Source organism: Sphingobacterium sp. LZ11T8 (assembly GCF_024261425.1).
GTDB lineage: Bacteria > Bacteroidota > Bacteroidia > Sphingobacteriales > Sphingobacteriaceae > Sphingobacterium.
The window spans coordinates 55,976-74,252 of sequence record NZ_JANBZY010000001.1 but is presented as its reverse complement, the minus strand read 5'-3'; the positions used below and the strand labels follow the sequence as shown (position 1 = coordinate 74,252).

Here is an 18,277-nt window from a genome sequence, read left to right as displayed (position 1 = left end):
TAACAAATCGTTCTGAAATTGTTAAGTATTACTTCTAAACTCTGTAATTCTCAATGAATTGTATGCTGCCTTTAAGCTTTTCAACAGAAAATGGCCTTAAGCTTTTCTCAGAATTATCTTGCAGTTTTTTCCAAAGCACTTCATCATTGTACAAACGCAAAATTTGCTCAGCGAATTTGTCTGTCGTATTGGCGTCAAGGATATTGGTACCATCCTGAAGATTCATTCCCTCAGCCCCAATCTTGTTGGTGATTACTGGCAAATAATATTCAAAGGCTTGGCCTATTTTTCCTTTTACACCTGCGCCATAACGAAGTGGAGCGATCATGTACTTCGTGTTGAAGTAAAAAGGTTCTATATCTTCAACGAAACCATGGAAAACAACATTTTTTAAGGTTTTCTTTTCTTCATCAATATGTTCATCTAAGTCTCCTACTACATGTAATTTTATTGCGGGATTGACTTTCCAAACCTCAGGCATGATTTCATCAATCAGGTAATTTACAGCATCAATATTTGGGGTATGTTTAGAGCCAACAAAAAGGATTCCTGAACGGTCTTGAAAGCGCGGTGTTTCTTCCTTTTTGACCCTTGGGTAATGGATATTTGAAATTACATGAAGTTTTTTGTTGTCACAGAGTTTAGCCATATAAACCTTTTCCTGTTCAGATATAGGAATGACTATGTCAGCCTTTTCTGCAGCTTCCAATTCGTACTGATAGAATTTTTTATATAATTTTTGGAGTTCTTTATTGTTTTCCTCAAACTCTAATGCCCTTTTAAACCTCAAATGATGGATGTCTACCATATCAAAGATTACTTTTGAATCTGGAATGAACTTTTGGGCAGTTTTGTAATATTTATTAAAACTGATTGCGGTATGAAACCATACGATCGGCTGATGGAAAACACTTCTTTTTAAAAATTGGACCACATCATTTTTAGCATGATGCTCATAAACCACGCAAATCCCTAACTTCTGGTAAAACTCATTTGAATCATTCTCAAATTTGTTCTGTGTTGTAATCAAGATGACTTGATAGCCCAGTTCACAAAATTCCTTCATGATCTCTGTAAACCGTATCTCTCCTGAATTATTGTCAACTTTAGGCATTTGGTCGTGAAAGAAAATTATCTGTTTGTTGTTATTGATTTCCAACTTTCTTTCTTCGACGGTATTAGACTTTATTTTATCAAGATATTTTCCCCAGCGAGAATAAAATATTTCCTTGTTTTTCTTAAAGATCATTTCTTTTTGAAGCGCTTTCTCTTGACTTTTATTCTTATAGGTCAGTCCGTCAAAATGAATCACTTTTGAAAAAGGGCTGAAGTATATTTTCTTCCCTTGGTCATATCTTATTCGAAAACAAAGGTCCGTTTCTTCAAAATATGCAGGTTTATAAACAGGGTCTAATAGATTGAGATTTCCTAGATCATCCGTTTTCCTGAAGAGTAGACTGCATCCTGAGGCATAATCCACCTCATACACATAATTTACTTCTGGGAAATAGGCAGGAACATTATTGACCTGATGGATTCTGTCCGCACTTAAAAAAAGCGAACCAGCTTCCTGAAGGGAACCATCGGTATTCAAGATCATAGATCCCACTGCTCCAGCATCCTCCTTCGTGTTGAATACATTGACCAATTCATCTAAAAAACCTTGATGCACGAGGGTATCATTGTTTAATAAATAGATGAAATCGCCTTTTGCTGTCCTAATACCTTTATTTACACTCTCCAAAAAGCCTAAATTGGTATCATTGGTTATTTGAACTGTGTTTTCAATATCCGAAAAATCGATGGCATCCTTGCTGCAATCATTGATTAAAAGGAGTTCGAAGCTATTCTCGGGTAAATTTGAATGTATGGATTTTAAGCAGGCTCTAGTGGTCGCTTCCATGTTATAATATGGAATGATTATAGAAACTAAGGGCTGTTTTGTTTCAGGAAAAACAAGGGTTTCTTTAACTAAATCAGGCTCTTGAACATTTATTGTAAAGTAATTGATCGTATTCTTTAGTCGTTTCTTTTTCTCGAAATATAATCTGATCTGCTTAGATAAACCCATTTAAGTCTTGTAAATTATTTTATAATAGCTATCAAAAATCTAACCGTAAGTAAATTTTAGACGAAATTTATAATAAAAATGCTACAGAACTAGTCGATTTTAAATGCTAAACCATCAAATTCCTGTGAATATTTTTTATGTTTGATGATGATCCCAGAACAACCTGCAAATGTTTGTTTCGACGTCGAACGTTTAAAATATAGAAACGTTGGACTTTTTCACTTTTGCCTTCAATTGGGAAATGCCTTAATTGATATCGCTGATTCCGACCCTACCCTAAAATTGTATTTTTATGCTCCCCAAAACAGCCAAATCTTGAAGGGAGCCCCTAACTACATAAACAGCAAGCCGATCCATAAGTATATCCAGTCTTTCCAGGTTGATCTAAATGTTTGGCATGGCAGCAACCAAATGACCGACTATCTACCAAGGAACAAAAAGATAGCCAAGGTCCTGACCATCCATGATCTGAATTTTTTACGAGAAAAACCTAAGGATAAGCAAAAGAAATACCTTTCCAAGGTTCAATCCAATGTCGATCAATCCGATGAAATTGTCTGCATTTCAGAATATGTGAAGCAGGAAGTTATGGAGTATATAAATTTGCGGAATAAACCTTGTTCCGTAATTTACAATGGCAATAATATCAACCCAGCAGTTAGCCCAACAGCAGTCAACTTTCCTCTTTTGGACTTGTCGGTTCCATATTTGTTTTTCATAGGGGCAATCTTGCCGAAAAAAAACATCGAAAGCTTAGTCTATCTGTTGGTGAAGAATGATTTTAACTTAGTCATAGCGGGAGAGATCTTCGACAAAACCTATCAAAAGAAAATCCTTGAATTGGGTAAGGAACTGGGAGTGATGGAAAGGATTTATTTTATTGGAGCAATAAGTGAGGGAGAAAAAGTTTACCTTTTAAAGAATTGTAGATATTTTTGCTTCCCTTCAAAAACGGAAGGCTTTGGGTTGCCTGTCGTGGAGGCGATGAGTTTTGGCAAGGACATCATTTTATCAAACTCCACCAGTCTTCCGGAGATTGGAGGAAATGTAGTACGATATCTTGATTCCTTTGAAAAGGATTATTTAATTGAATACGGAAAGGAATTATGTTCTTTCCAGTTTTCAAAAGAAATGGAACTTGCAGTAGTGGAAAGAAGTAAAATGTATAGCTGGAAAAAAGCAGCTGAAGCCTATGGGGAAATTTATAAAGAATTAGCTTAAATGAGTCAAGTAAAGTTTGGAGAAGGAAAAACTATTTTATTGGCAATGCCAGATTGGTTCCTATACCACTCCGTGAAACAGCAATTGGAATTATTTGGGTTTCGCGTCATTGGTATTCCTTTTACTGGAAAATTTAAGTATAAAAACCTTACTGATAGAACCATTAACTTCTTGAGAAAGGTCTTTTTCAATGACAGGAAATACAAGCCCTATTTAAAATACCGTGATACTGGCCAAGGGATAACCAAAGCCGTAGAAGAATTGAACGAGGTCGTTGATTACTGCCTGATGTTTCGAGCAGATTATTACCCTTTGGATATCGTTAGGAAGATCAAGGAAAAAAGTAAGGTCTTGGTTGGTTACCAATGGGATGGATTAGATCGCTTTCCAGGGATAAAAGATTTAATTCCCGAGTTCGACCGATTTTTCGTCTTTGACCCTTCGGATCTGGATTTTCCATCCGTGCAATCTGCCAGCAATTTTTACCTCAATAGCAATAATCCCCATGTTGAAAAGGATATCGATGTTTATTATTTAGGGAATTATGTGCGGTCTAGGATTAATAAACTTGAAAAATTAACTGACTATCTGAAAAATATCCATTCTAATTCCGTGATCAAGGTCCATTCTGATAAAGAGAAGATTCAAAAGAAATATGGCGATAGATCTTTTGAATTGACAAAGAATTATGTCTCTTATGAGGAAAACCTAGATTTAGTGAACAGGTCTAGGATTATGGTTGATCTATTGCACGATGTACACAAAGGTTTGTCCTTTAGGGTTTTCGAGGCAATCGGGAATGATAAAAAACTAATACTAGACAATCCAGAAATAAAAAAATATGAATTCTATAATCCTTCAAACTTTTTCCTTCTACAGGGGGACAATTTTGACGGTTTGAAAGAATTTATCAATTCTCCATACGAGCCATTACCAGAAGACATCAAACACAAATACTCCTTTGAAAACTGGATCAGATATGTCCTGGATATTGCGCCCTACCAAAAAATCGATCTTCCGAAAAGCTAAACTAATTGATGATACAGCCCCATGATTTGCTGGGCAATGATTTCATCATTAAACCGCTGGGCATATTCTCGCCCTTTTACGGCCATGTTGTTTGCTAATTCGGGATCAGATAGGATCAATTGAATGCTTTTTCGTATTTCTGCAACATTTTCAGGATCAATATAGTTCGAGAAAGGTCCTGCTGCTTCTGGAAATACGCCTGAATTGGTCGTTATAACTGGAGTGCCTGAGTAGAGCGCCTCAATGATTGGAATGCCGAATCCTTCAAATTTGGAAGGATAGATGAAAATATTAGCCATGGCGTAAATCGTGGCCAATTCATCCATACTCAAGCCTTTCATAAAAACAACTTGCTTCTCCATCCCTTTTGAAGCGATATACTCCTTTATGCTCTGCGTGTAAGGGGTTTCTTTCCCAATTATTACCAATGGAATATCCAATCCTTCAATGGCCTTTACAATTTGAAATGCATTTTTTCTGGGTTCGATAGAACCAACATTCAATACAAAATCTCTTGGGAGGTTATATTTTAATCGAATTCTTTCTTTTTCCTCCTCAGTCTTTTCAGTTTTAAATGCAGGATGGCTCACCTGGTAGATCACCGATATTTTATCTTCGGGAACCTGGTAGTATGCCATCAGGTCCTGTTTAGTCTGTTCACTGATGGCTATGATTCGGTCAGCATTTTCAACGGCATATTTCGCCTTTTTATCATAAATCCATCTATCCACTGCGCGGTATAATTCCGGATATCGTAAAAAGATTAAATCATGAATGGTTACGACTGATTTAATTCCTGCCTTTTGCAGTCCAATGGGGATTTCACCAGATAATCCATGGTAGATTTCAACCTTATCCCGCTTTAGATCAGAAATAATGTTCCAATTTCTCCATACCATGGGAAGCATTTTCGAAATCTTGGAAGTAGGTAATTGAATTTTTTTATCAGCCAATTGGTTGGACGTTAGGTTATCCCCAAGTTTTGGCGTGTATTTAATATAATTATTCTCAGGATAGTGTTTTTCAAGTATCCTGATTAAATCCCTGCTGTAATTACCAAGGCCAGTATAGTTTAGGAAATATCTTTTGGCGTCAAATCCTATTGTCAACATTCAGAATTTCTTTTTCAGGTAATTAATTTTGTGAATTTAATTAAAATAAGTGTTTTTTTATCCTCTCGACAAGCATTTCGCTACTTACTAAATCAATTGCCTCTACGCCATCACAAAGACAGGATTTATTGCCATAAACAGAATTCGGTCTATTGGGATGTTCTACCTGAACACAATCTTCCATCGACTGACCATATCCCAAAAATCCAGCATAAGGATGGGTTGCTCCCCAAACTGATACACAAGGAATACCCATTAGGGAAGCCATGTGCATGCCTGAGCTGTCCATGCTGACCATCAGATCAAGATGGGCAATGATATCTAACTCCTGACTTAAATTATATTTTCCTACAACAGAATGCACATTGGGGAACTGTTTTTCCCAGTTCTCCGTAATCTCTTTCTCTTTTGCTCCACCTCCAAAAAGCACAACCTGAACCCCTAGATCTGATAAGTTATGGATTACCTCCGTCATTTTTTCTGTTGGAAGAACTTTATAGGGATGTTGAGCAAAAGCCGATATGCCAACTTTTTTTGCATTTGAAGCCAGAATTGGCATCATTCCCTGAGGAATCAGTCGATGTTGCTTTTCCAATTGATGGTTCAATTGTAGGCTAAATCCCAATTTCCTGAAAACATCGGCGTATCGCTCTGTAGTCAGTTTCAAAGGCTTAAAAACCTTGTCCTTGGTACGTGTTAAAGCTTTCTTTTCTGGCCTGCCTTTATCTAGGATTTGAACCTGATGCCCTGCAGTCCGAAAAAGGACGTCCAAAAACCTTGACCTGATGTTATTATGCAGGTCAGCAACCTGTTTTGCCTTGTACTTTTTCAGTTCCTTGAATAGCTTTATTAAACCAGATATGCCATTATGTTTTCCCTTGGGTTCGATAGGGTGAAAGATCAAGCGCGGTATTCCATCGAAAAAAGCAGAAAAAAACGGACGTGAAACCATAATGATTTCAGTGTCCGTATGTTGTTCTTGGAATTCCCTTAATACCGAAGCAACCATGGCGACATCACCCATTGCAGAAAATCTAGTGACCAAGATTCGCTTCATCTCAGGGAATTATTTTTGAGCCCCGTAAAGTACAGGATTTAAGTTCGGGTCGTTGTACATCTTCATTTGCTTGTACACCTTCATGAATTTTTTTCCAGCTTCAATGTCTGCAAGCAATTCATCAATACTCTGGGAAAGATCCTTGCGTTGCTCCAACAGCACAGTTAACTTTTGCTGACAAGCATCTTGATGTGCCTTAGAAACATCGGTACGTAAGGTTTCCTGTTCCATATGGTAGATCTTCAGTGCTAAGATCGATAATCTGTCAATTGCCCATGCTGGACTTTCCGAATTGATCTTCGCATCAGCTAGAGCAACCACATCCGCAAATTTCTGAAGATAATAACTGTCGATAAATTCAACGGTATCCGTGCGCTCCTGATTTTGCCTGTCGATTCTTCTCTTCCAATACAGACCTTCACGCGGATCAATATTAGGATTACGGATTACATCCTCCATATGCCATTGCGCCGTATCAATCCAACATTTCAAATACAATAAATGCTCTAAAGTCTCGCGACCATAGGGATTCTCGATCGGCTGATCAATCTTATCATAAACATGGTAATCTTCAATTACCTTCTGAAAAATTTTGTTTGCTGCTGAAGATATCATGTACAAATATAGTAGTTAGTATTTAGTATTTAGTATTTAGAACCGGTTTATCGACCTTTAATTTGTAGTAGTTAGTAATTAGTATTTAGTATTTAGAACTGGTATAACGGCCTTTAATTTGTAGTATTTAGTAATTAGTATGTAGTATTTAGAACTGGTATAACGGACTTTAATTCGAAGTATTTAGTAATTAGTATTTTGTGGACCCCCTAAATAGGATTGACCGTTTTTATACTTATCACATTTTCATCAAATGTCTATTATTTGAGCCGAAAAGCTAATATAATAGGAAAGGAAATTTCCCTTTTTGAAAAAAACAACTTCAGCATTTCAAGACCATTAAGGTCTAAATACTAAATACTTTATACTAAATACTAAATACTCTATCTCAAGATTACCCCCGGGAACAGCCCAAATATCACTACAAGGATGGTCAAAACAACCCCAATAACCAACATAACGGAGATGTTGTTGTCTTTAGCTGTGATTACTTCCTCTTTATTGGTTTTAAGGAAGGAATACAAAGGGATTTTGAAGTAATAAAACAGGGAGATTACGGAAGTCAGGGCGCCGATAATCAAGAGCCACAAGAAGATAAGGTCACCCCCAGATTGGTAGATTTCAAAAATACTGGTGAAGACCAATAGTTTTCCAACAAAGCCTGCCGTTGGAGGTATTCCGATCAACGATATACCTACTATGGAGAAACAGGTAAATATTAATGGTAGTTTCTTTCCTTGACCGATATAAGCCTGTAGATTGCTGCTGCCCAGCTTCTGTTCCAGGACGTCGATGAATGCAAAACTTGCCAAATTCATCAGCACATATATGAAAATATAGAAGAAAAGAATATCCTGTTGGCCATTTACATAGCCGATAATGGCCATCAAAAGGAAACCGGTATGCCCGATGGAGGAATAAGCCATCAACCGTTTCATATCGGTCTGCCTTAAGGCGATCAAGTTACCAAAGAGCATCGTGATGATTGCCACAATGGAAACAAACATAAAGGTCAGTTCACTAAAATAAAATGGGGTACTGATCCAGGCCGCTGCCAATCTGCTCATCAAGACAATGGCTGCGATCTTGGGTACTGTAGACAGAAATGCCGTTACTGGGGTAGGAGCGCCCTCATAAACATCCGGTGCCCATAAGTGAAAAGGAACAAAACTCAATTTGAAACCAATCCCTGTAAATACAAAGAGGATGGCAATGCTACTCATCACCTCAGGCGCAGCAATCAAACCTTGAATATGCCTAGGACTGGCAAAATTCAAATCCCCTGTAAAGCCATAAATCAATGAAAGCCCATATAACATCACTGCAGAACAAGCCGATCCAAATAAAGCATATTTCATTGCAGCCTCAGATTGTTTCTTGTTTTCCGAGAAATATCCAACCATGATATAGGAACTGATGGATACCATCTCAATGGCAATAAAAGCCATCAACCAATGGGTCGTCATGGAAAACAGGTTCATGCCTATCCCTGCCGCCAAAAGAATGCTGTAGATATCGCCCTTTCTTTTTTTGAATTCCTTATGTGCAAAATGCTGTTGCAGGAAAACTGCTGAGACCAATAAACCTAAAGCAATAAATGTCCTGGCATAAAAAGAAGTCTTATCGAGGGTCAACATACCATAGAACCCAAAATTCGCATAATCATATTGGGTCAAAAGAATGGCAAAAGAAGAAATGATCGTTAAGATGCTGATAAAAAACGAAGACTGCTTCCAGTATTTATCAAATACTAGCGTACAGGCTATACTGAGCAGAAATCCAATGGACATACTCAGTTCTACTTTGAACAAAGGTATCGATCGAATGATCTGATCTATATGGTCTGAAACCTGCAATGCAAACTCGTTCATCTATCTTAACCCTACAAATAAGCTGTTACCAAATCCAATAAACTCAATACAGAGTTGTTCAATACTCCAAATACTAGGGAAGGCATGACTCCCAAGATTAAAGCCAATGCCAAGGTTGGGAATAGAATGATCTGCTCCCTGTTGTTTAAATCTTTTAATTCTGCTGCCCATTCTTCACCGCCTTTCAAACGGGTCTGTCCGAAAAACATGCGCTGCAAGGTCCATAAAAAATAGACCGCACCCATGAGGATACCTAAGGACCCAAATATCGCCATCCAACGTGGAATACCTGTTTGCATGCTTTCCGCGTTGAATGTTCCGATGATCACAAAAGCCTCTCCAATAAATGCGGAAAACCCGGGAAGGCCTAATGAAGCAAAGAAAGCAATGGCAACATAGGCCGTATATTTTGGCATGATGCTCGCCAATCCTCTAAAATTATAGATATATCGATCGTGAACCCGGTCATATAGAACACCAACCAAAAAGAATAATGCTGCTGACAAGAAACCGTGGCTCAACATCTGGAACATTGCCCCTGAAACACCTTCTGCTGTCAAGGATGAAATACCCAATAGGACAAAACCCATGTGGGATACTGAAGAATAAGCAATCAATCGCTTTAGATCGGTTTGAGCCAAAGCATTCAATGCACCATAAATAATGGATACCACAGCTATCAACCCTAACCACCAGTTCGCATCGGCCATCGCATCAGGGAAGATTCCCATACAGATACGGATGATCCCATAGCCACCAATCTTTAGTAGGATACCCGCTAGAATAATAGAAACAGGGGTAGGGGCCTCTACGTGCGCATCTGGTAGCCAGGTATGTAATGGAACAATTGGAATCTTGATCGCAAATGCAATGAAAAGTACGATAAACCCTATCATTCTGGCCGGAATACCTAATATCTCATTGGCATTTCCTAAAAAGTCAAAGAATGAGCCTGGAATATAATTCTCTGGGTTCATCATATACAACATATTGAAAGTATGTGCTCCAGTTTGTGGATTTTGAACTGAAAAATAAAGTCCAACAATCACCAAAAGCATAAATACCGACCCAAATAGGGTGTATATAAAGAATTTAATAGCAGCATATTCCCTTCGCGCTCCTCCCCAAATACCGATCAAAAAGTATAAGGGTAGCAACATGACTTCATAAAATACATAGAACAGGAAGAAATCCAAAGCACAGAATATGCCCATTACTGCTGTATTCAATAGCATTAACAGCGCAAAATAACCCTTTTTACTCTTTTCCATATTCCAAGAGGCTCCTACCGCCATTAACATGACAAAGGCACTCAAAAGCAATAATGGTAAGGAGAAGCCATCGACTCCAAGAAAATAATCGATCTCTAATTTACCTATGGAGCCCAGGTCCAACCTGATCCAAGGAAGCTGCTCCACATATTGATAGGAAGCAACATCATTAAATCCACCTGTCGAACCTTGAAAGTTAGCATATAAATATCCTGCCAATCCAAATTGGATCAATGTAACCACTAAGGATAGATATTTGTAGCTCTGTCCCATACGGTTTGGAAGTAACAGAATGCCTACAACAGCAATCAAAGGCAGAAATATAAGTAAGGATAATGCACCCATCTTATTTTATTATCAAATAAATTATTCCAATTAATAATACCGTAAAAGCAAAACCCAAATAGTTTTGAAGCCTCCCGTTTTGCACCCATCTCAATAGATGGCCAATATAATAGGTCGTTCCCCCAATGCTATTCACCAGACCATCGACCAGATATTTGTCTAACCAGGCACTGAAATTTGCCAATCCTCTTGTAACTGTGGCAAGGCTATTCACCAAACCATCCACAATATACTTATCAAACCAATATAATCCGTTGCTCAAACGCAAGGTGCTGTTTACAAAAAGCTTTTGGTAAACCTCATTGAGATAGCCTTGGTTTAAGGAGAATGCAATCCAAGGATTGCCTGCTTGCAAAGGATATTTATTCTTTACATACCAATTCCAACCTATTGCCCAAGAAATTGCAGAACCAAGGGTCAGGACAATGGGTAATATCAAATGCAAGGAATGTATTTCAGTAAATGGATATTGCACATTAAACCCGCCTAAAATAAAGGAATGGTGATAGGCGAGCGGATTCCATGAAAAAACCACAAACAAGGAACAGATTCCTAAAAAGATCATCGGTCCGAGCATGCTATTGCTGGCTTCATGAATGTGAATATGCTCAAGTTTGATCCTGAATTCGCCAAAGAAGACCTTAAAGATCAATCTTCCTATATAAAAAGCCGTTAAGATACTGACCAAGGTCAAACTTATGGGTATCAATAAATATAAAGCGCCATGATGTATTGCCCATTCATAGGTGGAGATCAGGATGGCATCCTTAGATAAAAATCCAGATGTCAATGGAAAGCCTGCCAATGCCAACGAGGCTATGCTCATCAGGATAAATGTTTTCGGCATCCATTTCCTCAATCCGCCCATGTTATTTATGTCCTGAGGGTCAATATCAAGATTGTTCTTTTCTTTTAGATGCGCCATTTCATGGATTACGGCTCCAGCGGAAAGGAATAGTAAACATTTGAAAAAGGCATGGGTCGCTAAATGGAACATGGCTGCATCCCATGCGCCAACTCCAACCGCCACCACCATAAAACCTAATTGAGATATCGTGGAGAATGCCAAAATCCTCTTGATATCGCGCTGGCCTAGGGCAAAGATAGCGGCAAGAAATGCCGTAATAGAGCCAATAATGGCGATAAACAGTAAGGCTGTTTCATTGAATAATGGAAATACGGTACAGATCAGGAATACCCCAGCAGCTACCATGGTCGCAGCATGGATCAGCGAAGATACTGCTGTTGGTCCTTCCATCGCATCCGGCAGCCATACATGCAAAGGGAATTGTGCAGATTTAGCCATCGCCCCTACAAAGAAACAGATCCCTGTAAAGGTCATCCAGCCTTCCGAAGCTTGTGCCGTTTCATAGAATAGCCCTTCTTTTCCAAAAAGCTCTACCAAGTTCAGGCTTCCATACATACTATAAACGGATGCTATCCCTAATAAAAAGCCCAAATCTCCAATCCGGTTGATGATAAACGCCTTTTTGTTGGCTTGAACCGCGGACTCCTTGGTAAACCAAAATCCAATCAAGAGATAGGACGCAAATCCAACCAGCTCCCAGAAGATATACATCATAAACAGGTTGTTGGAAATGCTCAGGCCTAACATCGCAAAGCAGAAAAGGCTTAGGTACATCCAATACCGATGGATTCCCGGATCGCCTTTCATATAGGCTCTCGAATAGATATGAACAGGTAATGCAATCACACAAACGATCAATTGCATCAAAACACTGAGGTTATTTAGCAATACCCCAATTTGGAAGCTGTTTTTACCGATGGTAAACCAAGCGTAATTAGCGGCTATAGGTTCGCTATTCCAGACTTCAGAAAACACGAACATTAAGCTCAAAAGGGTACTTAATATGATAGCGACCAAAGAGTTGTTGCCAGATTGGTCTCTTTTGCCAAGTATTGCTTGGATCAAGAATGCAACAAAGGGGAGAAGTACAACCAGTATACTTCCTAAGACAGGTGATATGTTCAGTAAATCGCCCATCAGTCTCTTAAATCAGTTATGTTATCAGGGTTAATGCTCTTATAATTCCTATACAGGTTTAAGATAATGGCTAGTCCAACCGCCACCGCTGCTGCGGCCAGTACAATAGCAAACAGCGCAAAGATCTGTCCGCCATAGTTCACCTTATCATATCGGCCAAATGCCACCAGATTTAAGATGGCGGCGTTTATGATAAATTCAATCCCAACAAGGATCATGATGGCATTTCTCTTTGCGACAACGGCATAAAGACCTATGCAGAAAAGGCAGGCAGATACGACCAAAAAATGGGTTAATGTAATCATTTCGTATCCTCCTTTCTGGAAAGGTGTGCTGCACCGATCAAGGCTGCCAATAAGAATATGGAAATGACCTCAAATGGTAAAAGATATTGGGTCATAAATTTTAATCCCAATTGATTGATATTATTGTCGGTGGATTTGATAACATTCCCACTTCTAATGTTTTCGGTTATCCATTTCGGTGTGTTTTCTTGCCATTCTATGATCCCATAGATCATTACAGCAAGAAATCCAAGGCTTAACAGCAGGGTTTGCCAGTTCGGAAGGGAAAGGAATTTACTGGAGGTATTCTGTAAATCAGCCAATAGCTCTTTATTGGAAAGCATAAAGGCAAAGATCATCAGGATCAGGACACCACCTACATAGACCATGATTTGGGTAATGGCTACAAAGTCTGCCAATGCGAAAATAAATAATCCTGCCATCCCGAATAGCACTACAAAGAACAGGAACAATGCTCGTGCAGTATTTTTTAAACTGACTACCAACAAGGCTGAACCAATGGTCAATGCGGCAAATGCATAAAATATGGCTAACTCCATTATTTATTCTTCGCTGCCTCCTTCTCAGCTTGAAACTTGGTCCATTCCTCTTTACGTTTCTTGATTTCCTCATCCGTCATGTCCGCAAAGGAATAAGTCAAATCCGCAAGATTGGTCGTTACTCGATCGTAATTATCGGTCATGGTAATACATTCCGTCGGGCAGACTACCGTACAGAGTCCACAGTACATGCATTTTGCCATGTCAATATCAAACTCGGCAGCATAAAGCCTCTTTACAGAACCATCAGAGGTTTTCCCTATGGCTTCAGGTGATTTAATGGCTTCAATCGTAATGCAATCTACTGGGCATGCTTTTGCGCAAAGATCGCAGACGATACAATCGTCAATCACTACATCCAATTGGTACCTGGCTACTTCAGGAATAGGCATTTTTACCTTTGGATATTGAACGGTCGTTACACCGGACTGCTCTTCAAAGTAATTATCCTGTTTGATATCTAGGGAACGACGTGATTTCCGGGCACTGAACAGGTGTCTCACCGTTAGGGTAAGTCCTTTGATTGCTGTTGCCAGCCCTTGTATGGTCGTTTTTAAGATCAACTATAGCATGATTAATATTCTCCAAAGCCCTGAAATGGCCATGCATACAAAAGCTAGGGGAATAAGGATTTTCCAACATAAAGTCATCAACTGGTCAGCACGGAAACGAGGTAAGGTCCAACGGATCCAAATCTGAACAGCCACAATAAATAGCGATTTGGCTAATGTCCAAAACACACCCCAAACTGGGCCTGTAGTCCAATCAGCCAATCTGGCCGCACCAATATTCGGTAGGGGACTGTTCCAGCCTCCTAAGAATATCACAACACCCAACATGGCTACCAAAAACATCATGGCGTATTCCGCCAAGAATAAAAAAGCAAACCTGATACCACCGTATTCGGTATGGAATCCACCAATCAACTCACTCTCAGCTTCGGGAATATCAAATGGCGCCCGGTTACATTCTGCCAAGGATGCGATAAAGAATATGGCATAACTGACTATGAGATGGGGAGCCTGAAAAATATTCCAGGACAAGATTCCACCAATATCATTCACCTTCCAAAATCCAAGAAAATAAAGGTCTTGATCTGCCCAGACTCCTTGATTAAGTGCGATTTCATTTAAATTTAAGGTCTGCGTAATCATCACCGCAGAGATTAAGGAAAGACCAACCGGTAATTCGTGCGAAATCATCTGCGCAATCGCTCGGATAGAACCTAATAAAGAGTATTTGTTATTAGATCCCCAACCAGCCATCAAGATGCCAATGGCATCAATGGATACGACAGCCATAATAAAGAATAAACCTGTATGGGTATTGGATGGTAATAAGTCAGGTCCCCAAGGGACAACACTATAACCAATGAAAACCGCAACAAAAATAATGATCGGTGCTACAGCAAACAAAATCTTATCAGAGGCACTTGGGGAGATAAATTCCTTTTGAAGTAATTTTAGGATATCTGCAATGGTCTGCAATAAACCAAATTTGCCCGTTTCCATCGGACCTAATCGATCCTGAACAAATCCTGCAATCTTACGCTCCGTATAAACTGCAAAAAGCGTAAATAAAGCAATAAACAAAAATATTGCAACAGGTGTTAGGATATTCAAGATTAAGCTGTCCAATCTTCTTTTTAGATTAATTCTTAATTAGCTACAAACATAAGGAAATAGGAGCAAATAAGCCATAACTAAAATCATTTAGAACAGCGATTTGCCTTATTTTGTAAGCTATTTTTTAAAGTTTTGACAATATTAAAAATCTTGCATGGTATTTGCCTTATGCTTTTGGAATTTGTTGTGGTACTAAATCTGTTTCCCTGATCTATCCATTTTATAAAATGGCCAAAAAACAGAATATGATATGGAAAACAGGTAATTTTAAAAAATATTTTAAACCTTTTGACAAATTTTGCGTATTTATATTAGAGTTTAAACAATGATATCTATGAAAAAATCAATTTTTAGTGTGTTAGCTGTAGTAACAATTTTATTTTCAAGTTGTGCTGGCGCTAAGAAAACGACTGAAAACCAATCCCCAGACTTTGCTGAAATCACTGGCAACAAATGGCGCTTGATCGAATTAAATGGAAAAGAAGTGCCTGAAAAACTGAATGGCAAAGAGCCTTTCTTAGTTTTTATGAGTGAAGAGTCTCGTTATTCGGCCTCAGGTGGCTGTAATACCATGTCTGGTGAATATGTATTTGCTGGAACCAATAGGATATCTTTCAAACCTGGTATTTCTACCATGATGGCATGTGAAGATATGGAAACAGATAAATTGTTGGCTGAAGTATTCAAAACGACCAATAACTATACATTAGCTGATGGTATCTTATCCTTAAATGTAGGCCGCAGGATGCCATTAGCAAAATTTGCTAAGGTAGATGCAGAAAATAGCTTGGTAGGTACTTGGGAATTGGACTATATCGCAAATTCTTCAAAACCTTTCAATGAATTGTATCCGGATAAAAAACCGACTCTTGTTTTTGATTCCTCATCAAACAAAGTGTCTGGTAATGCTGGCTGTAACACATTCAACAGTTCTGTAACAATTAATGGTAAGAACATTAAGTTCGGTCCGATGGCGACAACTAGAATGGCCTGTCCAGGCGAAGGTGAACCTCTGTTCCTTCAATCAATTGAAAAGGTAAATGTTCAAAGTGTCAATGGAGACCAACTTACCTTAATCGTTGGTGATATTGCAACCATGAGATTCAAGAAAATCAAATAAGATCATTCAATTATCTAGATAAAAAGGGAGATGTTTATAGCAAACATCTCCCTTTTGTATTTTAAAGCAAGTTCTTATTCGTTCAGGATTATCCCTCTTCCACCCATAGCCCATCTGACTTGATAATGTCTATCAATTCATCTAAAGCTTTTGCAGAAGATACATTACGTTTTACAACTTCTTTCCCACGGTACAAGGTAATCTTATCTGGTCCTGCACCGACATAACCATAGTCAGCATCGGCCATTTCACCCGGACCATTCACAATACATCCCATGATACCGATTTTCAAACCTTTTAAATGATTGGTTCTACTGCGGATCATTTGGGTAGTTTCTTGAAGGTCAAATAGGGTTCTTCCGCAGCTAGGGCAGGAGATATATTCAGTTTTGGATATTCTGGAGCGCGTAGCCTGAAGGATACCAAATGAGATGGAGGCTATTTTATCTGTTGCGGTAGCTTCTGAGTCCAACCAGATCCCAGAACCTAAACCATCTATCAATAAGGCGCCAAAATCAGTTGCCGCATAGAGTTGGATTTTTGAAATTGGCTCTTCCGGATTCATGATGTCTCCAATGGGGCCCGAAAATTCAGCAGCAGCATAGCTTCTTTTGATAATGACCGGACAATCAATCCCGATTTCCTGCAGGTTTGCAAAGAATTGCCTTTGGTCTGCCATCCCATGCAAGTGGTCTGTTTCCAGTATAAAGACAATTGTCTTGTCCATCTGCAGATTGGCAAAGGCTTCTGTTTCCAAAAGATCATTGCTGACATAGATTAAATTCATGGCAGGATCTTTCAATTCCGCTCGGTTGAATTCCTCTAAGGTATAAATGGGATGAATATTCGTTTTATTCTTAAGCTCTTTCCAAGTTTTGTAATTGTAGAGTTGCTTTAGGTTTCCCGGCATCGTAAATGATGGTAAGGAATCCCCAAAATATACAAAATCGACCGACTGATCTCCCATGTGGTATTTATCCAGCAAGGCATCATACTTGTACCCTACATCAGATAGAATAAATGGATCTTTTAGGTTCTTTTGAGAAAGATCCACGACAATCCTTGGTACTAATGATCCGCCAATAAAAGCATTGATTTCCTGTGAAATATAAGGCTTAGTTTCTTGCACAGGAGTGATTTGGATGATCTCTCGCTCTTGAGTTTCAGCAAGGTCCGTTACGCGTTTACTATATCTATTTACTAGAGCAATGGCCACTGGAGCTTCCTTTTCTGGTTCCTCTGTCAAGGATACACGGACGGTATCTCCCAAGCCATCTTCCAATAAAGTACCGATGCCTACTGCCGACTTGATACGACCATCTTCTCCGTCACCTGCTTCAGTCACACCCAAATGCAATGGATAGTTCATGTTTTCGGCTACCATCTTTTCAACCAATAAACGGTAGGCCTGGACCATCACCATAGGATTGGATGATTTCATCGAAACACAAAGGTTATAGTAATTAAGATCCTCACAGATTCGGATGAATTCCAATGCTGACTCCACCATTCCTTCCGGCGTATCGCCATATCGGCTCATGATGCGGTCAGAAAGTGAACCATGGTTGGTGCCGATACGCATGGCGGTACCATATTCCTTACAGATCTTTACCAAAGGCGAAAATTTCTTATGGATTCGATCTAATTCTGCCTGATAGGCAGCATCGGTATAATCGATCTGGTCAAACTTCTTTTTGTCAGCGTAATTTCCTGGATTTACCCTTACTTTTTCTACGATCCTTGCAGCAACTTCAGCCGCATTGGGCGTAAAATGGATATCGGCAACCAAGGGAACATGGTACCCTCTTGCCCGTAATTCCTTCTTGATGTTTGCTAGGTTTTCTGCCTCTTTGATACTCGGTGCAGTAATACGAACATACTCACAACCCGCATCCACCATCTTAATGGTCTGTTCTACTGAGCCCATCGTGTCCATCGTATCGACCGTCGTCATACTTTGTATCCGAATTGGGTTATTGCCTCCCATTGGGATATCGCCAATCTGCACCTCTCGGGTATAGAATCTTGAATAGGCTGTTTTGCTGTTGCAATAACCGCCGGCTAGCGTTGTCAAAGGCTTACTTTCCATAT

At 39.1% G+C, this 18,277-nt stretch carries 15 protein-coding genes; 3 read left to right on the top strand and 12 right to left on the bottom strand.

The window, feature by feature from the left end; genetic code table 11:
* Positions 1-34: 34 nt before the first annotated feature.
* Positions 35-2,071, bottom strand: a complete 2,037-nt coding sequence (locus tag NLF99_RS00325) for a glycosyltransferase (RefSeq protein ID WP_254526346.1) — start codon at positions 2,069-2,071, stop codon at positions 35-37.
* 144 nt (positions 2,072-2,215) lie between these two features.
* On the opposite strand from NLF99_RS00325, the gene NLF99_RS00320 reads away from it, so the two are divergent.
* Both NLF99_RS00320 and NLF99_RS00315 read left to right on the top strand, forming a co-directional pair.
* Positions 2,216-3,292 carry a glycosyltransferase family 1 protein gene (locus NLF99_RS00320; protein WP_254526345.1) on the top strand — a complete coding sequence of 359 codons (1,077 nt, stop codon included), beginning with the start codon at positions 2,216-2,218 and terminating at the stop codon, positions 3,290-3,292.
* Entirely contained in the window at positions 3,293-4,321 is a 1,029-nt protein-coding gene (locus NLF99_RS00315) for a hypothetical protein (protein WP_254526344.1), read from the top strand.
* Here NLF99_RS00315 and NLF99_RS00310 read toward each other — a convergent pair.
* From NLF99_RS00310 to nuoH, 10 genes are all read right to left on the bottom strand, one after another.
* Positions 4,318-5,433 (bottom strand): glycosyltransferase family 1 protein, encoded by a 1,116-nt coding sequence (locus NLF99_RS00310; protein ID WP_254526343.1) that lies wholly within the window; start codon positions 5,431-5,433, stop codon positions 4,318-4,320. The two genes, NLF99_RS00315 and NLF99_RS00310, sit on opposite strands and share 4 nt — an antisense overlap.
* Before the next feature lie 40 nt (positions 5,434-5,473).
* The gene (locus tag NLF99_RS00305) at positions 5,474-6,490 is read right to left on the bottom strand and encodes a glycosyltransferase family 9 protein (RefSeq protein WP_254526342.1); all 1,017 of its coding nucleotides are present in this window, start codon (positions 6,488-6,490) and stop codon (positions 5,474-5,476) included.
* Positions 6,491-6,499: 9 nt separating this feature from the next.
* Entirely contained in the window at positions 6,500-7,105 is a 606-nt protein-coding gene (locus NLF99_RS00300; protein WP_185210913.1) for a DUF4254 domain-containing protein, read from the bottom strand.
* A gap of 383 nt (positions 7,106-7,488) precedes the next feature.
* A complete protein-coding gene (locus NLF99_RS00295) occupies positions 7,489-8,976 on the bottom strand; it encodes an NADH-quinone oxidoreductase subunit N (protein ID WP_254526341.1) in 1,488 nt (495 codons plus the stop codon).
* A gap of 11 nt (positions 8,977-8,987) precedes the next feature.
* Positions 8,988-10,592 (bottom strand): NuoM family protein, encoded by a 1,605-nt coding sequence (locus NLF99_RS00290; protein WP_254526340.1) that lies wholly within the window; start codon positions 10,590-10,592, stop codon positions 8,988-8,990.
* A 1-nt stretch (position 10,593) separates the two neighbouring features.
* Positions 10,594-12,597, bottom strand: coding sequence for an NADH-quinone oxidoreductase subunit L (gene nuoL, locus NLF99_RS00285; RefSeq protein WP_254526339.1), 2,004 nt, complete (start codon positions 12,595-12,597; stop codon positions 10,594-10,596).
* Entirely contained in the window at positions 12,597-12,902 is a 306-nt protein-coding gene (nuoK, locus tag NLF99_RS00280) for an NADH-quinone oxidoreductase subunit NuoK (RefSeq protein WP_185210909.1), read from the bottom strand. Before nuoK ends, nuoL begins: the two co-directional genes overlap by 1 nt.
* The gene (locus NLF99_RS00275) at positions 12,899-13,441 is read right to left on the bottom strand and encodes an NADH-quinone oxidoreductase subunit J (RefSeq protein ID WP_185210908.1); all 543 of its coding nucleotides are present in this window, start codon (positions 13,439-13,441) and stop codon (positions 12,899-12,901) included. The genes nuoK and NLF99_RS00275 overlap by 4 nt, the downstream gene beginning before the upstream one ends.
* Positions 13,441-14,004 carry a 4Fe-4S binding protein gene (locus NLF99_RS00270; protein ID WP_214649432.1) on the bottom strand — a complete coding sequence of 188 codons (564 nt, stop codon included), beginning with the start codon at positions 14,002-14,004 and terminating at the stop codon, positions 13,441-13,443. The genes NLF99_RS00275 and NLF99_RS00270 overlap by 1 nt, the downstream gene beginning before the upstream one ends.
* A complete protein-coding gene (gene nuoH, locus NLF99_RS00265; protein WP_254526338.1) occupies positions 14,005-15,078 on the bottom strand; it encodes an NADH-quinone oxidoreductase subunit NuoH in 1,074 nt (357 codons plus the stop codon).
* Positions 15,079-15,400: 322 nt separating this feature from the next.
* Between nuoH and NLF99_RS00260 the strand changes: the two genes are divergently transcribed.
* Entirely contained in the window at positions 15,401-16,186 is a 786-nt protein-coding gene (locus tag NLF99_RS00260; protein ID WP_185210906.1) for an META domain-containing protein, read from the top strand.
* An 88-nt stretch (positions 16,187-16,274) separates the two neighbouring features.
* Here the strand turns inward: NLF99_RS00260 and ispG are convergent, their stop codons facing one another.
* Positions 16,275-18,275, bottom strand: a complete 2,001-nt coding sequence (gene ispG, locus NLF99_RS00255) for a (E)-4-hydroxy-3-methylbut-2-enyl-diphosphate synthase (RefSeq protein ID WP_185210904.1) — start codon at positions 18,273-18,275, stop codon at positions 16,275-16,277.
* Between the last annotated feature and the right edge of the window lie 2 nt (positions 18,276-18,277).